The sequence below is a fragment of the Bradyrhizobium sp. HKCCYLRH3059 genome (assembly GCF_051168035.1).
Lineage (GTDB): Bacteria > Pseudomonadota > Alphaproteobacteria > Rhizobiales > Xanthobacteraceae > Bradyrhizobium.
The window spans coordinates 69,263-87,180 of record NZ_JBNPUF010000008.1; the positions used below are offsets into that span (position 1 = coordinate 69,263).

The following is a 17,918-nucleotide window of genomic DNA, read 5'->3' on the forward strand; positions in this document are numbered from 1 at the left end:
AACGTCTCTCCTTGTCTCTCCTACGAGGCCGCGCCGGGCGACGGCGTAGCGGCAGCCTGCGCGATCTGCCGCAGGGCGAACCGCTTCAGCTTGCCGGTCTCGGTCTTGGGCAGTTGCGTCACGAACTCGATCGCGCGCGGATATTTGTACGGCGCGATCTCGCGTTTGACATGCTCCTGCAGCTCGGCCACCAGCGCCGGCGTGCCTTCTACCCCCGGCGCCAGCACGACATACGCCTTCACGACCATTCCGCGCGCGTCGTCGGGAGCACCGACGACGCCGCATTCGGCGACCGCCGCATGCGTCAACAGCGCCGCCTCGACGTCGGTGCCGGCGATGTTGTAGCCGGACGAGACGATCATGTCGTCAGAGCGCGACTGATACCAGAAGTAGCCGTCCTCATCCATCACATAGGTGTCGCCGGTGACATTCCAGCCGTTCTGGACGTATTTGCGCTGACGCTCGTCGGCGAGATAGCGGCAGCCGGTGGGACCCCGCACCGCGAGCCGCCCCATCGTGCCCGGCGGCACGTCGTGGCCCTCGTCGTCGACGATCTTGGCCTCGTAGCCCGGCACCGGCTTGCCGGTGGCGCCGGGACGGATCTCGTCCTCGACGGCACTGATGAAGATATGCAGCATCTCGGTCGAGCCGATGCCGTCCATCAGCTTCAGCCCGGTCGCCTTCAGCCAGGCGTCGAAGGTCGGCTTCGGCAGGGTCTCACCGGCGGAGACGCATTTGCGCAGCGAGGAGATGTCGCGCCCCTCGAGCTTGCTCAGCATCGCCCGATAGGCGGTCGGCGCCGTGAAGCAGATGGTGGCCTTGTAGCGCTCGATGGCCGCGAGCAGATCGTCCGGCGAGGTCTTTTCCAGCACGACGTAGGATGCCCCGATGTGCATCGGAAACAGCACGCCGCCGAAACCGAAGGTGAAGGCGAGCGGTGCGGTGCCGATGAAGCGGTCGCTCTGGCTGGCGCGCAGCACGTTGCGGGCGTAGCCGTCGCACACCGCGAGCATGTCGCGGTGGAAATGCATGGTGCCCTTGGGATCGCCGGTCGTACCGGAGGTGAATGCGATCAGGCAGAGATCGTCGGAGGCGGTATCGACCGCGGTGAACTCCGGGCTGGCATCGGCGATCAGCGCCTCCAGCGCGTTGGGCTGGCCGTTGCCCCAATAGACCACCTGCTTCAGCGCCGGCGCGATCGGGCGGGTCTTTTCCATCTCGTCGGCCAGCTTGCCGTCGCACAAGGCCAGCGCGATCTGCGCCTTCTGGATCGGATAGGACAGCTCCTTGGCGCGCAGCAGCGGCATGGTGGCGACCACGATGCCGCCGGCCTTGATGACGGCCAGATAGGTGGCAACCATCATCGGATTGTTTGCGGAGCGGAGCAGCACGCGGCCGCCGGGCACGAGACCGAGCTTGCCGACCAGGACGTTGGCGATCCTGTTCACCAGTGCCTGCAGCTCGCGATACGTGTAGCTGATGTCAGCGCTGATGATGCATGGCGCATCGCCCCGCCCCTCCTTGACCCAGCGATCGACGAAATGCGTCACGCAGTTCAGCCGCGGCGGATACTGGAATTCGGGCCGGCTGAAGACGAAGTCTGGCCACAGCTCACGCGGCGGCAGATTGTCCTGGGCGAAGGTGTCGACGTGGGCGCTATGCGCATGCGCGCTGGCGCTCTCCGGCTGCTGAACCTTGGCGGCAGTGGCCATCACACGCTCCTGTCTGAAGGGAAGGACGCCCGGCACGTTTCAGTCCTAAACATTTTAGACTTAAAACATCTAGGCGCAAGAGCCGAAGATTGTGCACTGCCCGCAAATTGTTTGAGCGCCTGCCGCGCGTGGCAGCGTGGCCTGCGACGTCCTGTCAGGCCCGCTTCAATCCTGCCGGCGCTGCACGGCCTTCTGCGCCGACCCCTTGGTCTTGGCGAGCAGCCGCATCAACTCGCGCACGTCCTTCTCCGTGAGATCGCCGAAGATGTCCGCGATCCAGGTCTCGTGCTCGGCCGCCATCTTGCGGAATTCGGCGCGGCCGAGCTTGGTCAGCCGGATCACCTGGACGCGGCGGTCGGTGTCGGAGGTGCGGCGATCCAGATGGCCGGATTCGACGAGGCGCTCGACCAGTCCGGTGACGTTGCCGTTCGAGACCATCATGCGCTTGGAGACGTCGGACAGGGTCATGCCATCAGGCGCCTTGTCGAGCTGCGCCATCAGGTCGAAACGCGGCAGGGTCACGTCGAAACGCTCGCGCAGCCGGCTGCGGATCTCGCCTTCGATCAGGGTCGTACAGGTGAGCAGGCGCAGCCACAGCCGCAGCTCCTCGGCATGGTCCTCGGGCAGCTCGACGGCCTTGGTCTCGGAATCAAGCGTCATGACGGAATCACTTGGGCACGTTCAGCCTCGTCTGGCGAGGCTCGTGAGTTTGACCTTCAGGACCTCCTGGGAGCAAGGAAAAATGTACCGTCATTTTGCGCAGGACGATGAGACGGCAATTCCTTTAACCTTCAAGCAATTGGCGCGGCGCTTGCATGCGTGCCGAAACTGCCCCTTCCGCAAGCAGCTCGCTTGCAGCTGAGGGCGTCATCAGACTAGGCTTGTGACCAAGCTGCGGTCTGGCCCATCGTTTGGTCATGTGCAAAAAACATAAACCTGAATTTCCGCATCCCGGGGGAGTTGTCATGAAAATGAGTTCGAAGCTGGCCGGTCTCGGCGTCGGTCTTGGCATTGCCGCGAGCCTGCTCGCCCAGCCGGCGCTGGCCGACGACAAGATCAAGATCGGCGTCATCGTCACCCTCTCCGGCCCCGCCGCCGCGCTCGGCGGCCAGGTCCGCGACGGCTTCAACCTTGCCATCAAGGACCTCGGCGGCAAGATGGGCGGCAAGGACGTCGAGGTGGTCGTCGCCGACGACGAGCTGAAGCCGGACGCCGCGATCACCAAGGTCAAGGGCCTGCTCGAGCGTGACAAGGTCGACTTCGTCGTCGGTCCGATCTTCTCCAACATGCTGCAGGCGATCCACCGGCCGGTCACCGAGAACAAGACGTTCCTGATCAGCCCGAATGCCGGTCCGTCCAGCTACGCCGGCAAGGAGTGCAGCCCCTACTTCTACGTGACCTCGTACCAGAACGACCAGGTGCATGCCGTTCTCGGCAAGGTCGCGCAGGACCGCGGCTACAAGAAGATGTATCTGCTGGTTCCGAACTATCAGGCCGGGCGCGATTCCGTCGCCGGCTTCAAGCTCGACTACAAGGGCGAGATCGTCGAAGAGTCCTACGTTCCGCTCAACACGCTCGACTTCCAGCCTGAACTGTCCAAGATCTCCTCGCAGAAGCCGGACGCCGTGTTCACCTTCATGCCGGGTGGCATGGGCGTGAACCTCGTCAAGCAGTTCAAGCAGGCCGGCCTTGCCGACACCATTCCGGTGCTCTCGGCCTTCACGGTCGACGAATCCACGCTCCCTGCGCAGCAGGATGCCGCGGTCGGAATGTTCGGCGGCGCCAACTGGGCGCCCAATTTCGACAATCCGCAGAGCAAGAAGTTCGTCGCCGGCTACGAGGCCGCCTACAACAGCGTGCCCGGCACCTACGCGATGCAGGCCTATGACGCTGCGCTGCTGATCGACAGCGCCGTGAAGGCGGTCGGCGGCAACCTCAGCAACAAGGATGCAGTGGCCGCGGCGCTGAAGAAGGCCGATTTTGCCTCGCTGCGCGGTAACTTCAAGTTCAACACCAACGGCTATCCGATCCAGGACTTCTATCTGACCAAGGTCGCCAAGCGGCCGGACGGCAAGTTCCAGACCGAGATCGTGCAGAAGGTGTTTGAAAACTACGCCGACCGCTACGCCAAGGATTGCGCGGCCAAGTAACAGCAGGGAGCGAAAACGACATGAACCATCCGGAAATCGCCGGCATCACCCGGGCCAATGAGGGCATCCAGGGCATCTCCTGGAACATTCTCGGCCAGGTCTATGTGCCGAAGAACCGCACCGAGCACAGCTTCTCCTGGCACGCGACGTTCCCGGTAGGCACCTTCGTGCCGCCGCACATCCATCCCGACCAGGACGAGTATCTCTACATCCTCGAAGGCCGGCTCGACTTCTTCCTGGATGGCGCCGAGGAATACGCCACCGCCGGCGACACGGTGCGGCTGCCGATGGGCAAGCCGCACGGCATCTTCAACAAGTCGCAGCAGACGGCAAAGACGCTGTTCTGGGTGTCGCCGACGCGGCGGCTCTACGAGCTGTTCTGGGCGATCCACAACATGCGCGAGCAGAACCCGGACGACGTGGTGAAGCTCGCCGCCGAGCACAACATCCACTTCCTGCCCCCGCCTCCGGGGGCGTGAGCCGGATCTGGCGCTTGTTTCGAACTGTTGCGCAGAACGCAGCGCGCTCCCTCTCCCCGTCCTCACGGGGAGAGGGCTGGGGTGAGGGGCAGCCGTTCGGGCAGTCTCAGATCGTTGCTACGACGCCTGCCGCGTCACCATCCGCGCGGCAAAGCCGGCCCGGCTCGCATAACCGCGCACGATACCCTCGCGGGCCTCGTAGTTGAGGATGGTGTTGATGTCCGTAAAGCCCTGCGGCGCGAGCTGCTCGACGGCATCGATGACGCCCTCGGGGCCGCCGCGGCGGTTCGACGCGACGATCTCGGCGGTCATCGGCAGCCGCTTCTGCTCATAGGCCATCAGCGCCTGGCGCGGATGCTCGGAGCGAGCCAAGGCATCGACGAGCGCGCGGGCATCGAGAATGGCCTGCGAGGCGCCGTTGGAGCCGACCGGGTACATCGGATGCGCGGCATCGCCCAACAAAGTGACGCGGCCGCTCGACCAGTACGGCAGCGGATCGCGGTCGCAGCAGGGATATTCCCAGAACTCCGGCGTCGCCCGCACCATCGCGGCGAAGTCGACCTGGGGAATGGAGAAGCCGTTGACATGCGGCATCAGCTCGTCCGTCTTGCCGAGCCGCGACCAGTCCTCACGCCGCGGCGGCGCGGTGTTGGCATCGCCGATGCGCACCAGCACGGCCCAGTTGGTGAGGCGGGTCGCGGGGCTCGAGCCCTCGGCGATCGGATAGATCACCGCCTTGGCGTTCAGGCCGCCGGCGATGATCATCGACCGCCCGGTCAGGAACACCGGCCAGTCGGTGGCGCCGCGCCACAGCATCAGGCCGTTCCAGCACGGCGCGCCCTCATTGGGGAACAGCGTCTGCCGGACCTTGGAATGAATGCCGTCGGCGCCGATCAGGACGTCCCCGCGGACGGTGTGAACATGAGCGCCGCTGCGGTCGAAGAAATAGGCGGTCACACCGCCCTCGTCCTGGGTGAACGAGCCGAGCCGGCAGCCGGTGTGGACCTTCTCAGGCCCGAGCCGCTGCATCACCGCCTGATGGATCACGCTCTGCAGACGGCCGCGGTGAATCGAGAATTGCGGCACGTCGTGGCCGGCGTCGAGCCCGCGGGTCTCGTGCCAGACCTCCTGGCCGCGCCGAGTCAGGTAGAACAGCTCATAGGTCCGGATGGCGACTTCGTCGAGCCGGTCGAGCAGCCCGAGCTGGGCGAGCTCCCGAATCGCGTGCGGCAGGGTGTTGATGCCGACACCGAGCTCTCGGATTGCATCCGCCTGCTCGAACAGCTCACAGTCGATGCCGCGCGCCCGCAGCATCAGGGCCGTGGTCAATCCGCCGATACCGCCGCCAACGATGATCGCCTTCATCGCCTCTACTCCACTCGTACTTCTCGTACCGGGCAGCAGCGTGGCACGGAGCCTTACTCCGCCGCAAGCGGCTTCGCAGCCTCTGCCGTCAGCTCGGCCCGCGTTTTCGGCTTAGCCTTAATCTTCAGCTCCTCGAAATCCTGCCGATCGCGGACGCTGTTGCGGAAGATCTGCTCCTTGCCCGGCAGGTATTGCGGCGGACAGAACATGTCGGCGCCGTACCAGGCCGCGGCCTTCATCGTGAAGGCGGGGTCGACCAGATGCGGGCGACCGAGCGCGACGAGATCGGCGCGGCCGGCGGCGAGGATCGTGTTGACCTGATCGGCCGAGGTGATGTTGCCGACGCACATGGTCGCGACATGGGCCTCGTTGCGGACCTGATCGGAGAAGGGCGTCTGGAACATGCGGCCGTAGATCGGCTTGGCCTCGCAAACGGTCTGGCCGGTCGAGACATCGACGAGATCGACGCCGGCCTCGCCGAACGCGCGGGCGATCAGCACCGCGTCGTCACCAGTGACGCCGCCGTCGGCCCAATCGGTGGCGGAGATGCGCACCGACATCGGCTTGTGCGCCGGCCACGCCGCGCGCATGGCGGCGAACACGTCCAACGGAAAGCGTAACCGGTTCTCCAGCGACCCGCCGTATTCGTCCGTCCGCTTGTTTGTCAGCGGCGAGATGAAGCTGGCGAGCAGATAGCCGTGGGCGCAGTGCAGCTCCAGCATGTCGAAGCCGCAAGCGTGGCCGCGTTCGGCGGCCGCAACGAAGTCGGCCTTGATCGCATCCATTGCCGCGCGGTCGAGCTCGCGCGGCACCCGGCTGTCCGGGAAGTACGGCAGCGGCGACGCCGACACGATGTCCCAGCCGCCCTGCTCCAGCGGACGGTCCATGCCGTCCCACATCAACTTGGTCGCGCCCTTGCGGCCCGCGTGGCCGAGCTGCAGCGCGAACTTCGCCCGCGAGTTCGCATGAACGAAATCGACGATGCGCTTCCACGCCGCTTGCTGCGCATCGTTCCAAAGGCCGGCGCAGCCAGGCGTGATACGCGCATCGCGGCTGACGCAGGTCATCTCTGTGAACAGCAGGCCAGCGCCGCCGATCGCCCGCGAGCCATAATGCACGAGGTGGAAATCGCCGGGCACGCCCTCCTCGGCCGAGTACATGCACATCGGCGACAGCACGGCGCGGTTGGCGAGCGTCATCTCGCGCAGCTTGAGCGGCTGGAACATCGGCGCGACCGGCTTGTCGACATCGACGTCAAACCCCTTGGATCGCACCTGCCGCGCGAAGGCCTTGTCAACCTCGGCCACGAAGTCCGGCGCGCGCAGAGTGAGATTGTCGTAGGTGATCGCTTTCGAGCGCGTCATCACGCCGAACGCGAACTGAACCGGATCGAAATCCCAGAAGCGGTCGACGTGCTCGAACCAGACCAGCGACACGTCGGCGGCGTGCTGGGTCTTCTCGACCTCCTCGCGCCGGCCATGCTCGTAAAGATCGAGCGCCGCCGGAATGTTGGGCGCGCGCTGCATGGCGTCAGCCAGCGCGATCGCGTCCTCCATCGCAAGCTTGGTGCCCGAGCCGATCGAGAAATGCGCAGTCGACTTGGCGTCACCGAGCAGCACCATGTTGTCCTTGACCCAGCGCTTGTTGCGGATCATCGGGAAATTGCGCCACATCGAGCGGTTGATCAGCAGCGGATGGTCGCCGAGGAACCAGCCGAAGATCTCCTTCATGCGATCGGCGGACTGCCGCTCGTCGAGCCCGGTCAGGCCGGCCCGCTCAAAAGTCTCCGGATCCGTCTCGAAGATCCAGGTCGAGTGCCCCGCCTCGTATTGGTAGGCGTGCGCGATGAACGGACCCCACTCGGTCTCCTGGAAGATGAAGGTGAAGGCATCGAGCGGCTTGGTCGAGCCCATCCACGCGAACTTGTTGGCGCGCAGATCCACCTCCGGCTGGAAGTGATCGACGTACTTCTGACGGAAACGACTGTTGATGCCGTCAGACAGGATCAGGAGATCCGCATCAGCGAATTGCGACTCGTCCTCGAGGTCGACCTCGAACTGCAGGGTCACACCCAGCTCGCGCGCTCGCTCCTGCAGGATTCGCAGCAGCGTGCGGCGCGAGCAGCCGCAGAAACCATTGCCGCCGACCCGGTGGACCGTGCCGCGGAAATGCACGGCAATATCATCCCAGTAGGCGAACTCCTGGGTGATCCGCTGGTAGCTCGGCAGATCGTGCTTCTCGAAATTGTCGAGCGTGGCGTCGGAGAACACCACGCCGAAGCCGAACGTATCGTCGGCGCGGTTGCGCTCGTAGACCGCGATGTCGGCGCTGGGCCGCTGCTTCTTGAGCAATATCGCCGCATAGAGACCGGCAGGTCCGCCGCCGATGATCGCGATCTTCATGAGCGCCTCCACTGGAGAGCCGAGCCAATGAAAATTATTTTAGACCTAAAATATCTCCTGGCAAGTCCCTTCGGTTCCCGCAGCAGCTCAATTCCCCTGGAAGACCGGTTTGGACTTGGCGGCGAAGGCTTCGAAAGCGCGATTGAAATCCTCTGTTGTCATGCACAAGGCCTGGGCAACTGCCTCCGCCTCGATCGCCTCCTCCACCGACATCGCCCATTCCATGGCCAGCATGCGCTTGGTCATGGTGTTGGCGAAGGTTGGACCGTTCGCGATCTCGGTCGCCAGCGTCACCGCCTGGGTCAGCACTTCGGCCGGCGCAACGATACGGCTGAAGAAGCCCCAGCGCTCGCCTTCGTCCGCGCTCATGAAGCGGCCGGTGTAGAGCAGCTCGGAGGCGCGCGACTGGCCGATGATGCGCGGCAGGATCGCACAAGCGCCCATGTCGCAGCCGGCAAGGCCGACCTTGTTGAACAGGAAGGCGACCTTGGCACCGGTTGTGGCGAGCCGGATATCCGAGGCCATCGCGACGATCGCGCCCGCGCCGGCGCAGATGCCCTCCACGGCAGCCACGACCGGCTGAGGACAGGCGCGCATCGCCTTGACCAGATCGCCGGTCATGCGGGTGAACGCGGTCAGGCCCTTAGTGTCCATCTTCACCAGTGGACCGATGATCTCGAAAACGTCGCCGCCGGACGAGAAATTGCCGCCTGCACCGGCCACGACGATCGCCTTGACGTCATCGTCGAACGCGCAGGCCCGGAAGAAGTCGGTCAGCTCGCGATAACTCTCGAAGGTCAGCGGGTTCTTGCGCTCGGGCCGGTTCAACGTCACGGTCGCGACGCGATCCTTGACCGCAAGCAGGAAATGGCTGGGCTTGTAGTCCGCCAGCGGCACGGTGACGGGATTGGCCGGTCTCGACATGTAAGCTCCCTCTGTTCAAGTGTCTTCGTTAGGCCAGGGCGCTGCGGCTCACACTTCGCCGCCGGCAACCGCGATCGCCTGCCCTGTGATCGCACCGGCACCGCTGCCGCACAGCCACAGCACGGTGTCGGCAACCTCCTGCGGCGTGATGAGACGCCCCTGCGGATTGTGCTTGGCAAGTTCGGCGATCGCTTGCTCCCGGCTGCGGCCGGTCTTTTTCATGATGTTGTCGACGCTTTCCGCGACAAGATCGGTATCGGTAAAGCCGGGACACACGGCATTGACCGTGACGCGCGTCGCGGCCAGCTCCAGCGCCAGCGATCGCGTGAGGCCGACGACCGCATGCTTGGCCGCGGTGTACGCGCTGACATAGGGATAGCCCTTGAGGCCTGCGGTCGACGCCACGGCGACAATCCTGCCATAGGGCCTGCCCTTCATCGCCGGCAGCACCGCCTGCACGGCGTGTACGACGCCCATGAAGTTGATGTCCATCATGCGATGGAACAGCGCGGTGTCGGATTTCAGGAACGGCGCCGATTCTGCGCTTCCCGCATTGGCAATCAGGATGTCGATCGGCCGACGCGCGGCGGCGCTTGCGGCTGCGGCATTGAGCGCCGCCGGATCGGCAACATCGGCGATTGCGGCGTGATCCGCGCATCCGGCCGCGACCGCCTCATCGAGCGTTGCGCCGTTGCGACCGACGATCGTCACGGTTGCGCCCGCAAGCTTCAAGGCGCGCGCGATTTCGCGACCGATGCCGCGCCCGCCCCCCGTCACCATCGCATGCGCGGCTTGCGGAAGTCCGGACATGCGTGCGCCTCCTCTGATTTTGTTGGCAGGTCTCGACGGGGAAGTTATTTTAAACTTCAAATTTTTGCAACAACATGCCGGAAGCGGCTTGACACCTCGGTTACCGCGACTAGCGTTCAAGGGCCCGGAGCGAGCAACGTAGCGGCCTCGGGCATATCTCGGAGGTCTGCGTGCCTGCGTCGCAAATCTTTACCACGAAGGACGGCCGCTTCGGCTACGAGGCATCGGGGACGCCTGAGCAGCAGAGCGTTGTGTTCCTGCACGGCATCGGTGGTGCCGCGCGCGCATGGCGTGGTCAGCTCGATTATTTCGGCGAGCGCTGCCACGCGGTGGCCTGGGACATGCCGGGCTATGGCAGATCCGCACGGCTCGACATGGTCAGCATCACCACGCTCGCCGCTGCGCTTCGAGACTTCCTGATCCAGATCGGCGCCAAGCAGCCGATCCTCGTTGGTCATTCCATCGGCGGAATGATCGTACAGGAATGGCTGACGACGCATCCGCAGGCCGCGGCAGCCGTGGTGTTGGCTCAGACCAGCCCGGCGTTCGGCAAGGCCGACGGCGACTGGCAGAAGTCGTTCATCGAGGCGCGCCTCGGCCCGCTCGATCGGGGAGCGACGATGGCGTCACTGGCGCCCGGCTTGGTCAAGGAGTTGGTCGGCGACGACCCCGATCCGCACGGCCTTGAAATTGCAACCTCCTGCATGGCCGGCGTGCCCGAGGCAAGCTACCGCGCCAGCATGCTGGCCCTGCTCGGTTTCGACCGGCGACAAGCCTTGAAGGACATCAAGGTGCCGACGCTGGTGCTCTCGGGCTCGAAGGATCGCAACGCGCCGGCGCCGATGATGGAGAAGATGGCGAGCTTCATTCCCTCGTCCGACTACGTCGAACTTCAGGGCGCCGGTCATCTCGTCAATCTCGAACGGCCCGGCGAGTTCAACGCCGCCCTCGATACGTTCCTGACGGCACGTGCAACACCAGCGACAGCGGAGAGATGATGACGGTCCCGGTCCAGAAGACGGCGATGGCCTCCGGCGAAGTCCTCGATGCGCCGATATTCGATCCGGCCGCATATCGGCTCACGGCCGAGCAGGCCGACATCATCACACGGGCCCGGGAACTCGGGCAGAGCGTGCTGGCGGGCCGCGCCGCGACCTGGGATCGCGAGGCGAGCTTTCCGACTGAGAACTACAAGGACCTGCATCGCGCGGGCCTGCTCGGCATCTCCGTTCCCAAGGCTCTCGGCGGCCTCGGTGCGGGCTACCAGACCTATGCACTCACCGCCGCCGAGATCGGCCGCTATTGCGGCGCCACGGCGCTGACCTGGAACATGCACGTCTGCTCGACCCTGTGGTCCGGACCGCTCGCCGACGATCTCGACATGGACGAGGACGTCCGCGCCGAGCACGAGCGGCGGCGCGCGATCCACTACAAGCGCATCGTCGACGACGGCGCGATCTATTCGCAGCCGTTCTCGGAGGGCGGCGCGGCGGCAGCGGGCGGCGTCGCGTTCGGCACCGAGGCCAAGCCGGTCAAGGGCGGCTGGCTGATCAACGGCAAGAAGATCTTCGCCTCGCTTGCCGGACACGCAGATTATTATGGAGTGCTATGCACCGAAGTCAGCGAGGGTGAGAAGGCGTCCCGCCGCAACACGCTCTATCTCGCGGTGCCGGCGAAAACGGAGGGCGTCTCTGTCGTCGGTGACTGGGATCCGCTGGGCATGCGCGGCACGGTGTCACGCACACTGCTGTTCAAGGATGTCTTCGTTGCGGAGGACGCCGCCTTGATGCCGCGCGGCGTCTACTTCCAGGCAGCGATGCGCTGGCCGCACATGTTCATGACGCTGTCGCCGACCTATATGGGGCTGGCGCAGGCCGCGTATGACTTCACCGTCAAATATCTGCGCGGCGAGGTGCCGGGCATGCCGCCGGTCAAGCGGCGGATGTACCCGACCAAGCAGATCGCGGTCGCGCAGATGCAGATCAAGCTGGAACAGATCAAAGGCATCTGGTTCCAGGCCGTCACTGAGGCACGCGCCAATCCGACGAAGGAGCAGGTGCTGCGCGCCTATGCGGCGCAGTACTCGGTGATGGAGGGGGCCAATGACCTGGCGGCGCTCGCCATCCGCACCTGCGGCGGACAATCGATGCTGAAGACGCTGCCGCTGGAGCGCATCTATCGCGACAGCCGTTGCGGCTCCCTGATGTTGCCCTGGACCGCGGAATTGTGCCTCGACCGCATCGGCCGCGAGGCACTGTACGAGCCCGGCGAGACGGACGACTGAGCGTGGACCTCTGCAGCCTGATCGAGCGCAATGCGGCGTTCACGCCGGACAAGCCGGCGATCCATTTCGATGGCGTAACGCAGAGTTATGCCGATTTCAGCGAGCGCATCGCGCTGATGGCGCGCGCGCTCAAGTCGGAGTTCAGCGTCGGACGTGGCGACCGCGTCGCGATTCTGAGCCTCAACCGGCCGGACTATCTGGTCCTGCTCTATGCCTGTGCGCGGCTCGGCGCGATCCTGGTGCCGTTGAACTGGCGGCTTGCAGTGGCCGAGCAGGTCTTCATTCTCTCGGATGCTGCCGCCAAGGTGCTGGTGCTGGAGCAGGCGTTCGCGCCGGTGCTGCCGGCGCTGGCCGAGAGCCACCCGGAGACAGCGCCGGTCGGCATCGACTTTGCCCCGGCCGACGGACTGACGCTCGATGAACTGCTGGCGCGCGGTCATGGCGACGACCGCAACCCGCACATCGATCTCTCCTGCCCGCTGCTGATCGTCTACACCTCGGGCACCACGGGCCGGCCGAAGGGCGCGGTGCTGCGGCAGGAGGCGCTGCTGTGGAACGGGGTGATGAGCCAGCACATGCATGGCCTGACCTCCGATGATCACGTACTGACGGTGCTGCCGCTGTTCCATGTCGGCGGCCTCAACATCCAGACCACGCCGGCCCTGCATCACGGCGCCACCGTCACGCTGCACGCCCGCTTCACGCCGGATTCGACGCTGGCAGCGATCGTCAACGACCGGCCGACATTGACCGTGCTGGTGCCGGCAACCATCCAGGCCGTCACCGAGCATCCCGATTGGAACGCGACGGACCTGTCCTCGCTGAGAGCTGTTGCGACCGGATCGAGCATCGTGCCGCCAGCGCTGATCGAGCGTATCACGGCGCGCGGCGTGCCGGTGCTGCAGGTCTATGGCTCGACCGAGACCTGTCCGATCGCGGTCTACACACGGCTCGGCGGCGACCTCTCGCGCGCAGGCTCGACCGGCCTGCCCGGGCTGTGCTGCGAGGCCAAGATCATCGACAAAGACGGCGACGAGCTTCCGGCGGGCAAAGCGGGCGAGATCGCCGTGCGCGGGCCCAATTTGTTCTTCGAATATTGGGGCAACGCCAAAGCCACGCAACAGGCGATCCATGACGGCTGGTACCGCACCGGCGACATCGCCCAGCGCGATGCCGAGGGGTACTTCTTCGTGCTCGAGCGCAAGAACAACATGATCATCTCCGGCGGCGAGAACGTCTATCCGGCCGAGATCGAGCGCGTGCTCCGCGAGCATCCCGACGTCGTCGAATGCGGCGTGATCGGCCGGCCCGATCCGCGCTGGGACGAGGTGCCGGTGGCGTTCGTCGTCAGGCGCCAGGGCTGCGCGCTCGATGTGGACACCTTGCGCGCGCATCTGCAGGCGCAGCTCGCGCGCTTCAAGGTGCCGCGCGACATCGTGTTCGTCGACGACCTGCCGCGCACTGCGCTCGGCAAGGTGCAGCACCATCTGCTGCGCCAGATCGACGGCCCCAAATAAGCGAGACGGAGACGCACTCTTGAAAATTGCAGTGCTCGGCGGCGGCAACGGCTCCTTTGCAGCGGCAGGCGATTTCGCGCTGGGAGGTCACGAGGTCCGGCTGTGGCGCCGCGATGCGGACGCTGTCGCGCAGCATCGCGCGGCGGGCTCGACGATCGTCGTCAAGGACGTCAATGGCCGGCATGAGGCGCGGCTCGCGCTGGTCACGACCGACATCGGCGAGGCTATCAGCGGTGCCGAGCTGATCCTCTGCCCGGCGCCGGCCTTCGCGCAAGCCGACATCGCCCGCCTGCTGGCGCCGCATCTCGCCGATGGGCAGGTCGTGTTCCTGCCCCCGGCGACCTTCGGCACCATGATCTTCGCAGCGGCGGCGCGCGAGGCCGGCAATGAAGCCAGCGTCAGCTACGCCGAGACCGGCACCCTGCCCTGGCTGACGCGCAAGCACGGCCCGTTCGAGGTTGCCATCACCATCCGGGCCAAGCGGCTCCCGGTCGGCGTGTTTCCTCTCAAGACGGCGGAGCACGCGCTCGCGGTGATCGGCCGCGCCTTCCCCGGCGTGATCGAGCCATGCGGCGATGCGCTGTCGGGCGCTCTGATGAATGCCGGCTGCATCATCCATCCGCCGCTGATCGTGATGAATGCCGGCCCCATCGAGCATTTCGAGCGCTGGGACATTCACAAGGAAGGCACGCAACCTTCGATCCGCCGCGTTACCGATGCGCTCGATGCGGAGCGGATCGCGGTGCGCGAGGCGCTCGGCTACGGCGCGCCGCATTTTCCGCTGGCGCATCACTATGCCAAGGAGGGCGAGATCTGGATGTATGGCCGCGGCTCGCACGATCGGTTGACCGATTCCGGCGATTGGCGCGAGCAGCTCGTGCTGACGCAGCACCGCTACATGCGCGAGGATCTCAGGCTCGGCCTGTCGTTCCTGATCTCGGCCGCCGAGCTGACCGGCACGCCGACGCCGCTCGCCCGCGCCTTCCTGGCCATCGGCGGTGCGATCTGCGGTGAGGATTTCATGGCAACGGGACGCACGCTGGCGAGCCTCGGCCTGGCTGGTCTCGACCGGACCGCACTGCAGGCGTTGCTGCGCGATGGATTTGCTCAATGAGCGCGCGCGGTCATATCGCCTGCCTCGGCGCCGGCCGCATGGGCCGCGGCATCGCCGTCGCCTTCGCCTATGCCGGCCATCCCGTGACGATGATCGACATCAAGCCGCGCACGGCGGAAGAGTTCGCCAGCCTGCAGCGCGATGCGCTCGGCGAGGTCGGCGCGACATTCGCGACCTTGGCGCGGCTCGGGATGCTGCAGGCCGCTGACGCCAACAAGCTGATGGACAAGATCGCCGTCGCGCCGGCCGGCTCGAGCGGCGATGTCCTCGCACAGACCACGCTGGTGTTCGAAGGCGTGCCGGAGATCGTCGACCTCAAGCGCGAAGTGCTGGCTGCGGCGTCGCGCGCGGTCGCGCCCGACGTCATCATCGCCTCGACGACATCGACGATCCTGGTCGACGATCTCTCTGGTGCGGTGGAGCGTCCTGAGCGCTTCCTGAATGCGCACTGGCTCAATCCAGCCTATCTGATTCCGCTGGTCGAGATCTCGCCGGGCAAGGCGACCGATCCCGATGTCACCGCGGGGCTGAAGGCGCTACTGGAAGACATCGGCAAGGTGCCGGTGGTCTGCGCGGCGACGCCGGGCTTCATCGTGCCGCGCATCCAGGCGCTCGCCATGAACGAGGCGGCGCGCATGGTCGACGAAGGCGTCGCCAGCGCCGAGGAGATCGACAAGGCGATCCGCTACGGCTTCGGCTTCCGCTACGCGGTGCTCGGCCTGCTCGAATTCATCGACTGGGGTGGCGGTGACATTCTCTACTACGCCAGCCGCTACCTCGAAGGCGCGCTGGGCAGCGACCGCTACCGCGCACCCGAGGTGATCGAGCGCAACATGGCCGAGGGCCGCATCGGCCTGCGCACCGGCGCCGGCTTCCTCGATTATTCCGGCATGGACGTTGCGGCCTATCGCGAGCAGCGGCTCGGCGCGCTGGTCGAGATGCTGCGGCATTTCAAGCTCGCCCGGCCGCCGGTGGTGGATTGAGGCGGAGCACGCGGCAGCAACGGAGCCGTGAGGTGGGCAAAGGCGCGCCACGCCGTCGCCGGATCGTGACGATCTCTCGCGCGCCGTGCCCACCAGTCGCACCGATTGCGTGGATCTACGGTGGGCACGCAACCGCCCTGCGGGTGGCCGCTTTGCCCACCCTACGGCTGCGGTGATCTTCGCCTCTCGCGAATGTTGACCGCAACGACATCAACGAACTCCGACGTCGTCCCGGCGAACGCCGACGGCGGTGGGTGGGGTGGGTTCACGGCTCAAACAGCGGGCCAAATAAACAGCTACGACATAACTGGTCGTTCTCGCGGCGCATCTCGCCCGAGTCATGCATCGAATGGGTCCCTCGCGAATCATGCAGAGGGCGCAGGGAATGCCGGGTGAAGGCCTCACCCATGGCCCGCCTGCGAAAAAAATGCAGGCGGCAGGTACCACAGGCAAAGCCGAACACGCCGGCATTCCCTGCGCGATGGGTCTAACGCTTATACGCAGTCTCCCTGGTGCGCCGGGCTTGTTGGCCACCATCACCGCGCGGCACTCAGGCCGACGCGACTTGATACCAGCATCGGGGTATCAGGACGCTGCGACTTCACGTCCGCGAGCGATCGTTCGTCCGCGCCCTCGTAAGAAGACGCTGCGATCTCTCGCGGCCATCGCATCCCCACCTCGCGTGTCGTGACGATCGCGCGCAACGCCCCTCCGCAGTGAGGCGGGATGCAGAGAGAGAACCATGATTTCCGAAAAATCGCAAGAAGATTATTTTTAACAGAATAGCGGGATGATTCTGTCTCGGCGCTTGTCATTTGGGCCGGCCCGCCCCGTGAGGACGGTGCGCTCCCCTCCCCCTTGCGGGGAGGGGTTGGGGATGGGGGTCCACGAGTTGTGCTTGGAGTGACGAGCACAAGAGCCCTGCATCGATCAACCGATGGCGTGTTGCGGCCCCACGCGTCTCACAGTGGAGGTTTGGGTACGAGCAGTTGTGCCCACAACGAAGTTCAGCGTATGGGGACCCCCACCCCCGCCCCCTCCCCGCAAGGGGGAGGGGAGCGCACTACCGCCGCGGCGTCAGCTCGCCAGTAGAATGCGCAGGACTCTACCCGAACACATCCTGCAGCACGCCGTGCTTGATCACGGCGACCCCATCCAGCTCGATCGTGGTGCCCATCATCGGCAGGTCGAAATGACCCGCCGTGTAGCGGCCGGCAAACTCGTTGGCGCCGGTGGAGAACAGGAAGTTGCCGGGGACGGCGCGCAGCTCGGTGCCGTTGGTGTCGCGCTGGTCGTACATGGCCAGCGCCTCGTAGCGCGCGCCGGGGTTCATGCCCCAGCCGACATGCGACACGGCGTAGGCCTCGCGGTCGCCCCAGGACGCGAGATAAGATCGCATCATCGCTGCGTCGGCGCCCTCGCCTGCCAGATCGGTCACGTAGTCGTCGCGCAGGGTCATCGTGACAGGCGAACTCAGATAACGCTTGAAGGTGAGGTTGATGTCTCCGGGCGCCATCACGATGGTGCCGTTGACCGATTTGCTCTTGGGGAAGCTGACGACGATGCCACCCGGCCAGTGCGCCAGGGTGCCCGGACGATCGGTCCAGCCCCAGACGCCGACGGTGGAGGCGCCCTCCATGATCACGTCGAGGTCGGTGCCGGCCTTCGACGTCACGCGCATCCGCTTGGTTCCGCGCAGCATCTTGGCGGCGGCGCGCACCCGCTTTTCGAGCGCCGAGTCCGGCACCATGCGCTCGAGCGCCTCGGGATGTTCGTTGGAGATCACCAGGATGCGCGCGCCGGCCTTCAGGATCTCCGGCGTCTCCACCGCATGCATCAGGCCTTCGATGGTACAGTCGACGACGAAGCCGGCCTGCTGAAGCGCTGAGACCACCGGCGCGAGCTTGCCGATCGCCTCCGACGCGCCGGTCGAACGGACGGGAACGGGATGCTTGTTGCGCGGGGTCGGCACCACGACATGGAACGGCCGCGCGCCCATCCGCAGCAACGCCAGCTCGGCGATGTGGACGTTCAGCGCCCGGGACTGCGTCTCCGACAGGATCGCAGCGGTGTCGCCCGCCTTCACGGCGCAGCGCTCGAAGATCTCACAGAATGCGTCGATCCATTTCGCCTCGATGCGATCCGCCAGCATGGTCGTTCTCCCGATTGTCGTTGTGT

General features: G+C 65.6%; 14 protein-coding genes. 7 read left to right on the plus strand and 7 right to left on the minus strand.

All coding sequences use genetic code 11. The features are described 5' to 3' along the window. Positions 1–20: 20 nt before the first annotated feature. Both ACQR13_RS24440 and ACQR13_RS24445 read right to left on the minus strand, forming a co-directional pair. Positions 21–1,712, minus strand: coding sequence for a benzoate-CoA ligase family protein (locus ACQR13_RS24440; RefSeq protein ID WP_315751997.1), 1,692 nt, complete (start codon positions 1,710–1,712; stop codon positions 21–23). A gap of 165 nt (positions 1,713–1,877) precedes the next feature. Continuing rightward, on the minus strand, positions 1,878–2,372 hold the full coding sequence (locus ACQR13_RS24445; RefSeq protein ID WP_315751998.1) for a MarR family winged helix-turn-helix transcriptional regulator: 495 nt from the start codon (positions 2,370–2,372) through the stop codon (positions 1,878–1,880). Between the two features lie 305 nt (positions 2,373–2,677). Between ACQR13_RS24445 and ACQR13_RS24450 the strand changes: the two genes are divergently transcribed. Both ACQR13_RS24450 and ACQR13_RS24455 read left to right on the plus strand, forming a co-directional pair. After that, positions 2,678–3,862 (plus strand): ABC transporter substrate-binding protein, encoded by a 1,185-nt coding sequence (locus ACQR13_RS24450; protein WP_315715618.1) that lies wholly within the window; start codon positions 2,678–2,680, stop codon positions 3,860–3,862. A 20-nt stretch (positions 3,863–3,882) separates the two neighbouring features. Next, positions 3,883–4,341 (plus strand): cupin domain-containing protein, encoded by a 459-nt coding sequence (locus ACQR13_RS24455; protein WP_315751999.1) that lies wholly within the window; start codon positions 3,883–3,885, stop codon positions 4,339–4,341. A gap of 117 nt (positions 4,342–4,458) precedes the next feature. Here ACQR13_RS24455 and ACQR13_RS24460 read toward each other — a convergent pair whose 3' ends face one another. The 4 genes from ACQR13_RS24460 to ACQR13_RS24475 all read right to left on the minus strand — a co-directional run bounded on the left by ACQR13_RS24460 (position 4,459) and on the right by ACQR13_RS24475 (position 9,842). Then, positions 4,459–5,706 (minus strand): flavin-dependent oxidoreductase, encoded by a 1,248-nt coding sequence (locus ACQR13_RS24460; protein WP_316186024.1) that lies wholly within the window; start codon positions 5,704–5,706, stop codon positions 4,459–4,461. A gap of 53 nt (positions 5,707–5,759) precedes the next feature. Further along, complete coding sequence (locus tag ACQR13_RS24465; protein ID WP_434863315.1) at positions 5,760–8,108, minus strand: bifunctional salicylyl-CoA 5-hydroxylase/oxidoreductase; 2,349 nt, start codon at positions 8,106–8,108, stop codon at positions 5,760–5,762. 87 nt (positions 8,109–8,195) lie between these two features. Beyond that, a complete protein-coding gene (locus tag ACQR13_RS24470) occupies positions 8,196–9,032 on the minus strand; it encodes an enoyl-CoA hydratase family protein (protein ID WP_315715614.1) in 837 nt (278 codons plus the stop codon). 48 nt (positions 9,033–9,080) lie between these two features. Continuing rightward, the gene (locus ACQR13_RS24475; RefSeq protein WP_315715613.1) at positions 9,081–9,842 is read right to left on the minus strand and encodes an SDR family NAD(P)-dependent oxidoreductase; all 762 of its coding nucleotides are present in this window, start codon (positions 9,840–9,842) and stop codon (positions 9,081–9,083) included. Positions 9,843–10,012: 170 nt separating this feature from the next. On the opposite strand from ACQR13_RS24475, the gene ACQR13_RS24480 reads away from it, so the two are divergent. Genes ACQR13_RS24480 through ACQR13_RS24500 form a run of 5 tightly spaced genes read left to right on the plus strand, consistent with a single transcriptional unit; the run spans position 10,013 to position 15,740 of the window. Then, positions 10,013–10,840, plus strand: a complete 828-nt coding sequence (locus ACQR13_RS24480) for an alpha/beta fold hydrolase (RefSeq protein ID WP_434863316.1) — start codon at positions 10,013–10,015, stop codon at positions 10,838–10,840. Continuing rightward, entirely contained in the window at positions 10,840–12,126 is a 1,287-nt protein-coding gene (locus ACQR13_RS24485; protein ID WP_434863317.1) for an acyl-CoA dehydrogenase family protein, read from the plus strand. Before ACQR13_RS24480 ends, ACQR13_RS24485 begins: the two co-directional genes overlap by 1 nt. A gap of 2 nt (positions 12,127–12,128) precedes the next feature. Next, entirely contained in the window at positions 12,129–13,643 is a 1,515-nt protein-coding gene (locus tag ACQR13_RS24490; protein ID WP_315752004.1) for a class I adenylate-forming enzyme family protein, read from the plus strand. Between the two features lie 19 nt (positions 13,644–13,662). Continuing rightward, a complete protein-coding gene (locus ACQR13_RS24495; RefSeq protein ID WP_315752005.1) occupies positions 13,663–14,757 on the plus strand; it encodes an NAD/NADP-dependent octopine/nopaline dehydrogenase family protein in 1,095 nt (364 codons plus the stop codon). After that, complete coding sequence (locus tag ACQR13_RS24500; RefSeq protein WP_316186873.1) at positions 14,754–15,740, plus strand: 3-hydroxybutyryl-CoA dehydrogenase; 987 nt, start codon at positions 14,754–14,756, stop codon at positions 15,738–15,740. The genes ACQR13_RS24495 and ACQR13_RS24500 overlap by 4 nt, the downstream gene beginning before the upstream one ends. Before the next feature lie 1,105 nt (positions 15,741–16,845). On the opposite strand, the gene ACQR13_RS24505 is transcribed toward ACQR13_RS24500, so the two are convergent. Further along, positions 16,846–17,892, minus strand: a complete 1,047-nt coding sequence (locus ACQR13_RS24505) for a peptidase M29 (RefSeq protein ID WP_316170663.1) — start codon at positions 17,890–17,892, stop codon at positions 16,846–16,848. Positions 17,893–17,918: the final 26 nt, after the last annotated feature.